The sequence below is a fragment of the Kribbella sp. NPDC048837 genome, assembly GCF_055586945.1.
Window position 1 is genome coordinate 1,318,557 of record NZ_JBVJHF010000001.1, and the last position, 12,098, is coordinate 1,330,654.

The window sequence follows — 12,098 nt, forward strand, 5'->3', positions numbered from 1 at the left end:
GTTTCGCTCGGGCTCTACTTGTCCTTCGGCTCCGGCTTGGCGTCGACGCCGGCTTCCTTGCGCTGCTCCGGCGTGATCGCGGCCGGGGCGGCGGTCAGCGGGTCGTAGCCGCCGCCGGACTTCGGGAAGGCGATGACGTCGCGGATCGACTCGGTGCCGGCCAGCAGTGCGGTGATCCGGTCCCAGCCGAAGGCGATCCCGCCGTGCGGCGGCGCGCCGAACTTGAACGCGTCGAGCAGGAAGCCGAACTTCTCCGAGGCCTCCTCGTCGGTCAGGCCCATCACCTTGAAGACCCGCTTCTGCACGTCCTCGCGGTGGATACGGATCGACCCGCCGCCGATCTCGTTGCCGTTGCAGACGATGTCGTACGCGTACGCCAGCGCCGACCCCGGATCGGTGTCGAACGTCGCCAGCGAGTCCGGCTTCGGCGACGTGAAGGCATGGTGGACGGCGGTCCACGCGCCCGACCCGACCGCGACATCACCGGCCGCCGTCGCCTCGTCCGCCGGCTCGAACAGCGGCGCGTCGACGACCCACACGAACGACCAGGCCGACTCGTCGATCAGCCCACCGCGGCGGCCGATCTCCAGCCGCGCCGCACCGAGCAGCGCCCGCGACGACTTCACCGGACCAGCCGCGAAGAACACGCAGTCACCCGGCTTGGCACCGACGTGGTCGGCGAGTCCGGCGCGCTCCTCCTCGGACAGGTTCTTCGCGACCGGGCCACCGAGCTCGCCGTCCTGGCCGACCAGCACGTAGGCCAGACCACGCGCGCCACGCTGCTTGGCCCAGTCCTGCCACGCGTCCAGCTGCTTACGCGGCTGGTCCGCCCCACCCGGCATGACCACGGCACCGACGTACGGCGCCTGGAACACTCGGAACGGCGTGTTCTTGAAGTACTCCGTGCACTCGACCAGCTCGAGGCCCATCCGCAGGTCCGGCTTGTCGCTGCCGAACCGCGCCATCGCCTCGGCGTACGTCATCCGCGGGATCGGCGTCTGGACGTCGTACCCGACGAGCTTCCAGAGCGCGGTCAGGACCTCCTCGGACAGCGCGATGATGTCGTCCTGGTCGACGAAGCTCATCTCGATGTCGAGCTGGGTGAACTCCGGCTGCCGGTCGGCGCGGAAGTCCTCGTCGCGGTAGCAGCGCGCGATCTGGAAGTACCGCTCCATGCCGGCCACCATCAGCAGCTGCTTGAACAGCTGCGGCGACTGCGGCAGCGCGTACCAGCTGCCCGGCTGCAGGCGAGCGGGCACCAGGAAGTCGCGCGCGCCCTCCGGCGTGGACCGGGTCAGCGTCGGCGTCTCGATCTCGACGAAGTCGTGCTTGGCCAGCACCTCGCGCGCGGCCTTGTTGACCTCGCTGCGCAGCCGGATCGCCGTACCCGGCCCCTGCCGGCGCAGGTCGAGGTACCGGTACTTCAGCCGGACCTCCTCGTTCACCGGGGTCGCGTGGTGCTCCTCGACCGGGAACGGCAGCGGGGCGGCCTCGTTCAGCACCTCGACCTCTTCGGCGATGACCTCGATCTCGCCGGTCGGCAGGTTCGGGTTCGCGTTGCCCTCGGGGCGCGGGGACACGACGCCGACGATCTTCAGGCAGTACTCCGACCGCAGGCCGTGCGCGGCCTCCTCGTCGCGGATGACCACCTGGACGGTGCCGGAGGAGTCGCGCAGGTCGATGAACGCCACACCGCCGTGATCGCGCCGCCGCGCCACCCAGCCCGCCAGGATCACGGTCTGCTCGGCGTGCTCGGCGCGCAACGAGCCTGCGGAATGGGTACGGATCACGAGTTCTCCTGAGTGGTGTCGATCTGGGGGCGTACGTCGGCCGCCGGAGGCGTCCAGGTGGCCGGGTCGGCGGGCACCTGCTCGCCGCTGCGGATGTCCTTCATCTCGGGACCGTTCTCGGTGCTGAACAGCACGAACGGGATCCCGCGCCGGTCCGCGAACCGGATCTGCTTGCCGAACTTCGCCGCGGCCGGGGCCACCTCGACCGGGATCCCCCGGCTCCGCAGCTGCGCGGCCGTCCGCATCGCCTCGGCGCGGTCCTCCTCGGCGTTCAACGCGACGAGCACGGCGGTCGGCGTACTGCGGCTGCCCTTGAGCAGCCCCTGGCTGACCAGTCGGTGCACGAGCCGGGACACACCGATCGAGATCCCGACACCCGGGTACGTCGTCCTGCCGTCGGACGCGAGCGCGTCGTACCGGCCACCGCCGCCGACCGACCCGAACGACTCCTGGCCGACCAGGTAGATCTCGTAGACCGCGCCGGTGTAGTAGTCCAGGCCGCGGGCGATCCGCAGGTCGGCCATCAGCAGGCCGGGCGCGTGCTCGGCGGCCGCGGACATCACCTGGCTCAGCTGCTCGAGGCCCTCGTCCAGGGTCGGGTGCTCGACACCGAGCGCGCGGACCTGATCGGCGAACGACGTGTCCGTGCTGGAGATGTCGGCCAGCTGCACCGCGAGCCGCGCCTGCTTGTCGGTCGCGCCGGCCTCGACCAGCCGCTCGACCACCTTCTCCGGGCCGATCTTGTCGATCTTGTCGACGATCCGCAGCACTGTGGTCACGTCGTCCAGGCCGAGCCCGAGGTAGAAGCCCTCGGGGATCTTGCGGTTGTTCACCTTGATCACGAACTCCGGCACCGGCAGCTTGCGCAGCGCGTCCGCGATCACCAGCGGGAGCTCGACCTCGTAGTGGTTCGGCAGCGGGCCTGAGTCGATGATGTCGATGTCGGCCTGGGTGAACTCGCGGTAGCGGCCCTCCTGCGGGCGCTCACCCCGCCAGACCTTCTGGATCTGGTAGCGGCGGAACGGGAAGACCAGCTTGCCGCTGTGCTCCAGCACGTAGCGCGCGAACGGCACGGTCAGGTCGAAGTGCAGCCCGAGCGCCGCGTCCTCGTCGGCTCCGGCCGCCAGCCGGCGGACGCCGTAGATCTCCTTGTCGGCGTCCTCGCCCTGGTTGGACAGCCGCTCGACCGGCTCCACCGCGCGCGTCTCGATCGACGCGAACCCGTGCAGCTCGAACGTCTCCCGGATCACGTCGAGGAACCGCTGCTCGACGATCCGGTCCTGCGGAAGGAATTCGGGGAACCCGCTGAGTGGGCTGAGTTTGATCATTTGGCCTTGCTCATATCGGTTGAATCTCCAGGTCCTGCAAGTAGGGGTTGGTCGCCTTCTCCCGGCCGATCGTGGTCTGGCCACCATGACCCGGCAGGACGACGATCTCGTCGCGCATCGGCAGGATCTTGGTGGCCAACGTATGCAGCATCGCCGGATGGTCGCCCCCAGGCAGATCCGTCCGGCCGATCGACCCGGCGAACAACACGTCACCGGAGAAAAGAACCGCGGGCACCTCTTCCGGCCCGTCGTACGGCGTCGTGAACGTGACCGATCCCCGGGTGTGCCCGGGAGTGTGGTCGACGGTGAAGCTCAGCCCGGCCAGCTCCAGGCTCAGGCCGTCCGCGAGCTCGGCGACGTCGTCCGGCTCGGCGAACTCGTGCTTGCCACCCAGCAGCATCCGGGCCGTCTCCGGGCTGATCCCGGCCATGGGGTCGGCCAGCAGGTGCCGGTCGTCCGGGTGGATCCAGGCGGTGGCGTCGTACGTCCCGCAGACCGGGAGTACGGAGAACATGTGGTCGATGTGACCGTGTGTGAGCAGCACGGCGACCGGTTTGAGCTTGTTCTCCCGGACGACCTGCTCAACGCCCGCGGTCGCGTCCTGACCGGGGTCGACGACGATGCACTCCGCGCCCTGGCCGGTGGCGACGACGTAGCAGTTCGTGCCCCACGAACCCGCGGGGAACCCGGCGATGAGCACGACAGACCTTCCTGGAACGGTTCCGGACCACCCAAGGCTACCGGTGCCCACCGGGTGAGTTCGAACCGGATTGTGACGCAACACCGTTGCGCCCGGGCTGGGAGTTTGTGATTGTTCAGGGATAAGCGTCGGGACGGCACCCGACGCGCCCGGGCGGGACCCTGTTCGCGCCAGTGGACCGGGGACTGACCAGAATGGGCACGAGCGCAGTACATACCGCCGGAAGGGGCGAGTTGTGGCCGGAGAGAGCTGGGGCCGGGTAGCTGAGGACGGAACGGTCTTCGTACGGACCAAGGACGGTGAACGCGCGGTCGGCCAGTGGCCCGACGCGAACCCCGAGGAGGCGCTCGCCTTCTACACCCGCCGGTACGACGCACTGGCGTTCGAGGTGGACCTGCTCGAGCAGCGGGTCCAGGCGGGCACGGTGTCACCCGACGACGCCCGGGCCGCGGTGAAGAAGGTGACCAGCTCGATCGACGAGGCCCAGGCGGTCGGCGACCTCGACGGCCTGCGGACCCGGCTGGAGGCGCTCACCCCGCTGGTCGCCCAGCAGCGCGAGAAGCGCAAGGCCGAGCGGGCCGCGAAGGTCGAGGAGGCGCGGTCGGCCAAGACCAAGATCGCCACCGAGGCCGAGACCATCGCCGCCGGCACCGACTGGCGGCACGGCGTGACCCGCCTGCGCGAACTGCTCGACGAGTGGAAGGCGCTCCCCCGGCTCGACAAGTCCAGCGACGACGAGCTGTGGCACCGGTTCTCCTCCGCGCGGACGACGTACACCCGGCACCGCAAGCAGCACTTCGCCGAGCTGTCCTCCAAGCGCGAGGAAGCCGCCGTGGTGAAGGAGCGGCTGGCGGCGGAGGCCGAGACCCTCTCGTCGTCCAGCGACTGGGGCCCGACGTCGGGCCGCTTCCGCGACCTGATGCGGCAGTGGAAGGCCGCCGGCCCCGCGCCGCGCGAGGTCGACGACAAGCTGTGGGCCCGGTTCCGCGCCGCGCAGGACACGTTCTTCGGTGCGCGCGACGCCATCCAGGCCGAGGAGAACGCCGAGCAGGTGGAGAACCTCCAGGCCAAGGAGGCGCTGCTCGTCGAGATCGAGGGCATCCTCCCGGTCGAGGACGCCAAGGTCGCCCGTGAGCAGCTCCGCGACCTGCTCGACCGCTGGGACCAGATCGGCAAGGTCCCGCGCGACTCGATGCGCGCCATCGACTCCCGCCTGCGCGCCGTCGAACAGGCCGTCAAGGCCGCCGAGGACGAGGTCTGGAACCGCAGCAACCCCGAGGCCCGGGCCCGCGCCGAGGCCACGGTCAAGCAGCTCCAGTCCCTGATCTCCGACCTGGAGAAGCAGGCCGCCAAGGCCGAGTCCCAGGGCAACGCCCGCAAGGCCAACGAAGCCAGGGAAGCCATCGCCGCCCGCCGCGAATGGCTCACCCAAGCCCAGAACGCCCTCTCCGACTTCAGCTAGCCCCCTGTGGACAACCCCCAGCAGGACTAGGCCCCTTTCAGCCATCCTGCTGGGATGTTCGAGTACGACCTGCCGTATTACTTCGCCGGCCTTCCGTTCACGGCGCGTCAGGTGCCGCGCAAACTCGCGTGGTTACTGGCGCGCGGTGAGATCCGCCAGTACCTGAAGGGTGTCTACGTCGACGTCCGGGTGCCGGACTCGCCCCGGCTTCGCGCGGACGCCCTACGGCTGGTCGTGCCGCCGGACGCGGTCGTGTGCGGGCGGGCCGCCGCGTGGCTGCACGGGATCGACACCACGGCGCTCGGGGCCGAGGACCTGATGCACGCCCAGTGGACCCGTCAGGCGAACGACGCCGCTGACGTGGTCGAGGTCGACGGTCTCCGGGTCACCAGCCCAGCCGCCACCGGTCTCGCGCTGGCGATGCAACTGCCGCGGCCCTTCGCGCTGTCCGCTGTGGACGCCTTCCTTCGCTCCGGCCGCGCCGACCGCCGGGCGCTGCGCGCCGCCTCCGCCGCCTACGAAGGCCGGCCCGGCTACCGCCAGAGCCAAGACATCCTCCGCTACGCCGACCGCCGCGCGGCCTCTCCCGCGGAGTCCTGGCTGCGACTGCGGCTGATCGACGCCGGCTTCGGTCCTCCTGAGCTGCAGGTGCCGGTGGACGGGCCTACCCGCGTCTACCGCCTCGACCTGGGCTACCCGGATCGTCCGGTGGACGGGCGCCGGCTGGGGCTCGAGTACGACAGCGACCAGTGGCACTCGTCCACCAGACAACAGGTGCGCGACGAGACCCGCCGAACGGAGTTGGACGCGCTGGGCTGGCACATCATCTCCGTTCGCCGCACCGACCTCTGGGGCTCGTACCCGGCGCTGGAGCTCGCCGTAGGCGCCTTTCTCTGTCAGCACCCCCGCCTCCCCCGCCGCTGGTAGACGCGCGGCGTCCGCCGCACCAGAGGGGGACTGTGCGGCGGACGACGCGGTCGGCGGGTCAGGGGGCGGTGGTGGGTGCCGGCTTGCGCTGGGCGCGGCGGTGGAGGGTGACGATTGCTAGGAGCAGGAACGTGGCGGCGGCGGCCGCGATCGGGAGGAGGAAGTCGTTGTAGGTGCGGGTCGGCGCAGGGCTCGGCGCCGCGGCGGCAGTCGTGTCGTAGCCGCCGGCAACGCCGTCGTTGGCGTAGTGGGTGCCGGGAAGTTTGTCGGAGTAGCGCGTGGCTACGAGGTCCTGGTAGGCGGCTACCGAGATGGGCTTGGTGCCGATGGACTTGGTGGCTGATGGGTTGAGGGGGCGGATCTGGCTGTTGGTGAGGGCGTACCAGGCGCCGATCTGGGGTTCGGTGAAGACGAGGGCACCGCGGGCGGCCGTGAACATGCGGGCTTCGGTGTTGCCGCTCGCCACGTTGACCGCTTGCCACTCCCCGGTGGCCGGGTCGGGAGCGGTGAAGACGGTCAGCGCCTGACCACCCTTGGTGGCGGGCGTGGCGGCGTACCAGAAGGTTGCCACCGGCGCCGAAGCGTCCCGGACGAACGCCGGGTTGAGCGCATAGACCGCGTGGGTCTCCGCCGCGACAGTCGGCGCAGCGGCAGCCTTCGCGGATGCGCCCGTGACCTTGCCGAGCAGGCTGAGGGCGGTCGGTGAGTGCGCCGCGGTGGTTGCCTTCGACAACTCGCTGCTCGGCACCGGCTCGGGGCCGGCCGCGTTGGCGGCACCGCCGACGGACAGCGCGAGGCCGAGCGCGGCGATCAGGACGGCGGTGGAGCGGAGCAGGATGTTCTTCGGGCGGGGCATGTCAGGCTCCGATCCGGTACAGGGAGTGGGTCCAGGTGAACTGCGAGTTGGACCGGTACCAGTTGTACGTCGAGTAGTTGTACCGCGGGTCGTCCGGCCAGGGGTTGTAGTACTCGATCGTCGAGTCGGAGGAGTCGTACCCGATGATGTCCATCATGTGCCCGCCACCCGACGTCCAGCCGATCCGCGTCATCACCGGACGCCCGGCGGCGATCTCGGTCACCAGCGTGCCGAAGCTGAGCGTGCCCGAGATGTAGCTGCCGGCACTGATCCCGATCGACCGGAACGCGCGCTGGTCGTTCGCCAGCGTGGCCTGGTTGTTCGGGCACGTCACGTTCTGGCTGTTGCCGAAGGCCAGGTTGCAGAACTGGTTCTGCGAGTACGACTTCCCGTAGAACGCGGCGATGCTGTTGCCGCTGGCGGCCCAGCACCAGTTCGACTTCTGCTGCGCCTGCCCGGAGACGTTGAGGTAGTAGCTGCCGGGCGCGGCCGACGCCGGCGGTGCGAGCGGTACCAGCGTCGCCAGGCCGATCATCGTTGCTAGGAGCAATGACCAGCTGCGGCGGGGGCGGAGCCTGCGCATGGATCCTCCTTCAATGGGGTGGGGTCCATGGTCAGGAGCACGCCAGGCCCCGGCAAGGACCTGCGCACCGCCCGAGCAGCCGGTGTGAACGCGCCCCGAGCGTGAACAGCGCGTGACGAGGCAGTGCCGGACGGTGCTGTGAATGTTTACACTGACCCCGCGGACCCCAAGGAGCGCCCCATGATCGAATCGCCCGTGCCGGTTGTGACCGCGGAGTCGCCGTTCGCCGAGGCGCTGCGGCAGGCGAACGCGCGCCGTGGTCTGGCGCTCAACCGCATCCGCACCCACCTGGCCGACCGTGGTCTGCACGTCGGCGTCGCGACGCTGAGCACCTGGCAGAGCGGCCGCCGGGTCCCGCGGGAAGACTCCCTGGCCGTGATCAGCGCCCTCGAAGAGCTCCTGCACCTCCCGCCCGGCTGGCTCACGGTACGCATCCCGCCCGCCCGCACTGAACCGGCCAGCACGCATCCGTACGCCGTTGTCGATTACGCCGAGACACTGAGCCAACTGCTCGACCGACTCCGCCGCGACGCCCATGGCCGGCTACGCAACGTCACCGTGCTCGACGAGGTCCACCTCGGTCCCGACCGCAGTTCCCACCGCAGACGGGTCACGCAGAGCGTTGTCGCCGTACAGCCCGTGGATCGCCTCATCATCGCGGCCCAGGGCGAACCGGGCGGCGATGTCGACCAGCTCGCCGTGCGCGCGGTCAGCGGCTGCCGGACCGGCCGGGTCGCGCGCGCTCCCGAGGCGAGCGCGCTGCTCGGTGAACTCCTGCTCGACCGCGTCCTCGCCGTCGGTGACACGGCCGTGGTGCACTACGAGATCGAGGACCGTACCGGCCTGCCGACGACGGACTACCAGCGGTTCAACGAGTGGGGCGGCGCCCACTACGTGCTCGAGGTGCAGTTCGACCGGGCCGCCCTACCGGTCCGGGTGAACGAGTTCCGCCGCCGGCAGACGAGCGGTCCCGACCTGCTGCGGCGTGACCTGATGCTCACTCCCGACGGCCGCGCGCACGTCGTCGAGCCGTCGGCCGCACCCGGCACGGTCGGCATCGCGTGGGAGTGGGACTAGGTCTGGAACCCCGCGTGGACGTGGTCGTGGTGGGTCTGGTCGGAGAAGAACGCCGTACCGGACAGCTGGTACGGACCACCGACGTTGTAGGAGCCCAGCGCCTCGGTCGCCCGCATGTACGACGTGATCAGCGAGCGTGACGTGGTCGGCGAGACCACGGCGTGCCCGTCGATCTGCCAGGTGTCGAACGCACGCCCGCGCGGGTGATCGCTCGGCCGGTTGGTCCCGAACACGTTCAGCGGATGACCGGAGCGGATCACGCTGACCCCGATCCGGTAGGTCGTCGCCAGCTGCAGCATCGCGGTGAGCACGCTGTCGTGCACCCGCCCCGACCGGACATCGGCCGCCGATGCGGGCGGCAACGCGATCCGGTCGTTCGCCAGCACCTGCCGCGCCGCCGCAGACAACCGCGCGGCCGCCGCACCAGGCTGGGCCGGATGCATCGACGTGACCCGCCAACTCCCCCGCGTCTTGCTCAGCCGTACGTCGACCGTCGTACCACCGGCGACCGCCCGACCACCGGTGATCGTGTACACCCGGCAAGGCACCAGCACGCTCGCCGAGTCCCCCAAGATCCCGCCGTACTGCGCGTCGATCACCTCAACCACAGACCGCGTTCCGCGCGGCCGCAACAGGTCGACCACCGCCGCCACGGCCACCCTCTTGGCCTCCGGCTGGATCTCCCCCGGTCCCACCGTCCAGCTCCGCACCGATGGCAGCGCCACCGCCGGAGTAGAAGCAGGCGCACTCGGCCTCGCCGATGTCCCCGGCGCACTGGTCCCCGGCGCCGCCGGCGTAGTAGAAGGGCTCGACCCGGCCGGACGACTCGGCTGCTCCTCCGCCGACGACCCACTGCATCCCGCCAGCAACCCAGCACCGGCAATCAGCAGTCCACGTCGCCCAACCGCACCCGAGGAAGCCATACCCGCAGTCTCCCCGGCCTCACAAAATGGCGAGGCCTACTGGGTGACGCGGTAGACGTCGAAAACGCCCTCGACCGAGCGGACCGCCTTCAGGACGTGGCCGAGGTGGGTCGGGTCGCCCATCTCGAAGGTGAAGCGGGACTTGGCGATCCGGTCACGGGTCGTGGTCAGCGCCGCGGACAGGATGTTCACGTGGTAGTCCGACAGCACCCGGGTGATATCCGACAGCAGCCGGGCCCGATCGAGCGCCTCGACCTGGATCGCGACCAGGAACACCGACTGCGCGGTCGGCGCCCACTCGACCTCGACGATCCGCTCGGGCTGGGTCTGCAGGTTCTCCACGTTCGCGCAGTCCGCCCGGTGCACCGAGACGCCCGCGCCCCGCGTGATCCAGCCGATGATCTCGTCGCCGGGCACCGGCGTACAACACCGGGCCAGCTTCGACAGCACGTCCGTCGCGCCCTTGACGATGACACCGGCGTCACCGCGGGCGGCCCGCTTGCGGCGCTCCTTCGTCTGCGGCAGCCGCAACCCCTCGGCGAGGTCCTCGGCCGCCCCTTCCTCACCGCCGTACGTCTCGATCAGACGGCGTACGACGGCCTGCGCGGAGACGTGGCTCTCGCCGACAGCGGCGTACAGACCGGTGACGTCGGGGTAGCGCAGTGAGTTCGCCACCGCGGTCAGGGTCTCGTGCGACAGCAGGCGCTGCAGCGGCAGGCCCTCCTTGCGGAGCTGCTTGGCGATCGCGTCCTTGCCGTGCTCGATCGCCTCGTCGCGGCGCTCCTTGGAGAACCAGTGCTTGATCTTGTTCCGCGCGCGCGGGCTCTTGACGAACGTGAGCCAGTCCCGCGACGGCCCCGCGCCCTGCGCCTTCGAGGTGAAGACCTCGACGACGTCGCCGTTCTCCAGGGTGCTCTCCAGTGGCACGAGCCGGCCGTTGACCCGGGCGCCGATACAGCGGTGCCCGACCTCGGTGTGGATCGCGTACGCGAAGTCGACCGGTGACGACCCGGCCGGCAGCGACATCACGTCACCGCGCGGGGTGAAGACGTAGACCTCGGAGTTGTTGATCTCGAACCGCAGCGAGTCCAGGAACTCCGACGGGTCGGAGGTCTCCCGCTGCCAGTCGACGAGCTGCCGCACCCACGGCATCTCGTTCGGTCCGCCGATCTCGGTGCTGGGCGGGCCGGCCGCGTCCGGCGCGGCGGTGGTCGGGTCCTCCTTGTACTTCCAGTGCGCGGCGATGCCGTACTCCGCCCGGCGGTGCATCGCGAACGACCGGATCTGCAGCTCCACCGGCTTGCCCTGCGGGCCGATCACCGTGGTGTGCAGCGACTGGTACATGTTGAACTTCGGCATCGCGATGTAGTCCTTGAACCGGCCGGGCACCGGGTTCCACCGCGCGTGCAGGATGCCCAGCGCGGCGTAGCAGTCCCGGACCGACTCGACCAGCACGCGGATGCCGACCAGGTCGTAGATGTCGCCGAACTCGCGGCCGCGGACGATCATCTTCTGGTAGATCGAGTAGTAGTGCTTGGGCCGGCCGGTGACGGTCGCCTTCACCTTGGCGGCGCGCAGGTCCTCGTGCACCTGGTCGATCACCGTGGCCAGATACTCGTCCCGCGACGGCGCGCGCTCGGCGACCAGCCGGACGATCTCGTCGTACACCTTCGGGTGCAGGGTCGAGAAGGACAGGTCCTCGAGCTCCCACTTGATCGTGTTCATACCGAGCCGGTGGGCCAGCGGGGCGTAGATCTCCAGGGTCTCGCGGGCGATCCGCTCCTGCTTCTCCTGCCGCAGGAAGCCGAGCGTGCGCATGTTGTGCAGCCGGTCGGCGAGCTTGATCACCAGCACCCGGATGTCCTTGGCCATCGCGACGACCATCTTGCGGATCGTCTCGGCCTGCGCGGACTCGCCGTACTTGACCTTGTCCAGCTTGGTCACGCCGTCGACCAGCATGGCGATCTCTTCGCTGAAGTCGCGGGTCAGCTCCTCGACCGTGTACGGCGTGTCCTCGACGGTGTCGTGGAGCAGCGCGGCGCACAGGGTCGGCGCGGTCATACCGAGCTCGGCAAGGATGGTGGCGACGGCGAGCGGGTGCGTGATGTAGGCGTCACCGCTCTTGCGGAGCTGGCCGGTGTGGTACTTCTCCGCGGTCCGGTAGGCGCGCTCGATCATGCCGAGGTCGGCCTTCGGGTGGGTTGCCCGGACGACCCGGAACAGCGGCTCGAGCATCGGCGCCCGGTTCGGGTGCCGGGTGCCGCCGAGACGGGCGAGCCGGGCCCGCACCCGGGCCGGCGCGATCCGCGGCGGCTGGGCGGCAGGCGGTGACACGGGCGCCGGGCGCACCGGTGCGGGCGCGCGCGGAGGCTCCTGCGGTACCACGTTCGGCACCGCTGATGTCATCGCCGGGTCTTCGCCCACGTTGTGTCCCTCCGCCGACAGACCACCA

Annotated in this window: 10 protein-coding genes; 3 read left to right on the plus strand and 7 right to left on the minus strand. The window is 70.2% G+C overall.

What is annotated here, in order from left to right; translation table 11 throughout:
* Nucleotides 1–14: 14 nt before the first annotated feature.
* The 3 genes from aspS to ACZ6O0_RS06070 are packed head-to-tail and all read right to left on the minus strand — an operon-like array spanning nt 15 to nt 3,818.
* The gene (gene aspS, locus ACZ6O0_RS06060) at nt 15–1,790 is read right to left on the minus strand and encodes an aspartate--tRNA ligase (RefSeq protein ID WP_465763708.1); all 1,776 of its coding nucleotides are present in this window, start codon (nt 1,788–1,790) and stop codon (nt 15–17) included.
* A complete protein-coding gene (gene hisS / locus ACZ6O0_RS06065) occupies nt 1,787–3,118 on the minus strand; it encodes a histidine--tRNA ligase (RefSeq protein ID WP_465763709.1) in 1,332 nt (443 codons plus the stop codon). Before hisS ends, aspS begins: the two co-directional genes overlap by 4 nt.
* A 10-nt stretch (nt 3,119–3,128) precedes the next feature.
* Nucleotides 3,129–3,818: an MBL fold metallo-hydrolase gene (locus tag ACZ6O0_RS06070; protein ID WP_465763710.1), complete on the minus strand. Its 690-nt coding sequence runs from the start codon at nt 3,816–3,818 to the stop codon at nt 3,129–3,131.
* A gap of 235 nt (nt 3,819–4,053) precedes the next feature.
* Between ACZ6O0_RS06070 and ACZ6O0_RS06075 the strand changes: the two genes are divergently transcribed.
* The gene (locus tag ACZ6O0_RS06075; RefSeq protein WP_465763711.1) at nt 4,054–5,280 is read left to right on the plus strand and encodes a DUF349 domain-containing protein; all 1,227 of its coding nucleotides are present in this window, start codon (nt 4,054–4,056) and stop codon (nt 5,278–5,280) included.
* 54 nt (nt 5,281–5,334) lie between these two features.
* Nucleotides 5,335–6,207 carry a hypothetical protein gene (locus ACZ6O0_RS06080; RefSeq protein WP_465763712.1) on the plus strand — a complete coding sequence of 291 codons (873 nt, stop codon included), beginning with the start codon at nt 5,335–5,337 and terminating at the stop codon, nt 6,205–6,207.
* 58 nt (nt 6,208–6,265) lie between these two features.
* Here the strand turns inward: ACZ6O0_RS06080 and ACZ6O0_RS06085 are convergent, their stop codons facing one another.
* On the minus strand, nt 6,266–7,063 hold the full coding sequence (locus tag ACZ6O0_RS06085; protein ID WP_465763713.1) for a hypothetical protein: 798 nt from the start codon (nt 7,061–7,063) through the stop codon (nt 6,266–6,268).
* A gap of 1 nt (nt 7,064) precedes the next feature.
* The gene (locus ACZ6O0_RS06090; RefSeq protein WP_465763714.1) at nt 7,065–7,646 is read right to left on the minus strand and encodes a papain-like cysteine protease family protein; all 582 of its coding nucleotides are present in this window, start codon (nt 7,644–7,646) and stop codon (nt 7,065–7,067) included.
* Between the two features lie 180 nt (nt 7,647–7,826).
* Here ACZ6O0_RS06090 and ACZ6O0_RS06095 point away from each other — a divergent pair, with 180 nt between their 5' ends.
* Complete coding sequence (locus ACZ6O0_RS06095; RefSeq protein ID WP_465763715.1) at nt 7,827–8,723, plus strand: hypothetical protein; 897 nt, start codon at nt 7,827–7,829, stop codon at nt 8,721–8,723.
* Here the strand turns inward: ACZ6O0_RS06095 and ACZ6O0_RS06100 are convergent.
* Both ACZ6O0_RS06100 and ACZ6O0_RS06105 read right to left on the minus strand, forming a co-directional pair.
* Nucleotides 8,720–9,448, minus strand: coding sequence for a hypothetical protein (locus ACZ6O0_RS06100; protein ID WP_465763716.1), 729 nt, complete (start codon nt 9,446–9,448; stop codon nt 8,720–8,722). The two genes, ACZ6O0_RS06095 and ACZ6O0_RS06100, sit on opposite strands and share 4 nt — an antisense overlap.
* Nucleotides 9,449–9,682: 234 nt before the next feature.
* Nucleotides 9,683–12,052: a RelA/SpoT family protein gene (locus ACZ6O0_RS06105; protein ID WP_465763717.1), complete on the minus strand. Its 2,370-nt coding sequence runs from the start codon at nt 12,050–12,052 to the stop codon at nt 9,683–9,685.
* Nucleotides 12,053–12,098: the final 46 nt, after the last annotated feature.

Coding starts and splice junctions, on each gene's coding strand:
- ACZ6O0_RS06105 (WP_465763717.1), bottom strand. CDS start 12,052: ATGACATCAGCGGTGCCGAACGTGGTACCGCAGGAGCCTCCGCGCGCG.
- ACZ6O0_RS06080 (WP_465763712.1), top strand. CDS start 5,335: ATGTTCGAGTACGACCTGCCGTATTACTTCGCCGGCCTTCCGTTCACG.
- ACZ6O0_RS06085 (WP_465763713.1), bottom strand. CDS start 7,063: ATGCCCCGCCCGAAGAACATCCTGCTCCGCTCCACCGCCGTCCTGATC.
- ACZ6O0_RS06095 (WP_465763715.1), top strand. CDS start 7,827: ATGATCGAATCGCCCGTGCCGGTTGTGACCGCGGAGTCGCCGTTCGCC.
- hisS (WP_465763709.1), bottom strand. CDS start 3,118: ATGATCAAACTCAGCCCACTCAGCGGGTTCCCCGAATTCCTTCCGCAG.
- ACZ6O0_RS06090 (WP_465763714.1), bottom strand. CDS start 7,646: ATGCGCAGGCTCCGCCCCCGCCGCAGCTGGTCATTGCTCCTAGCAACG.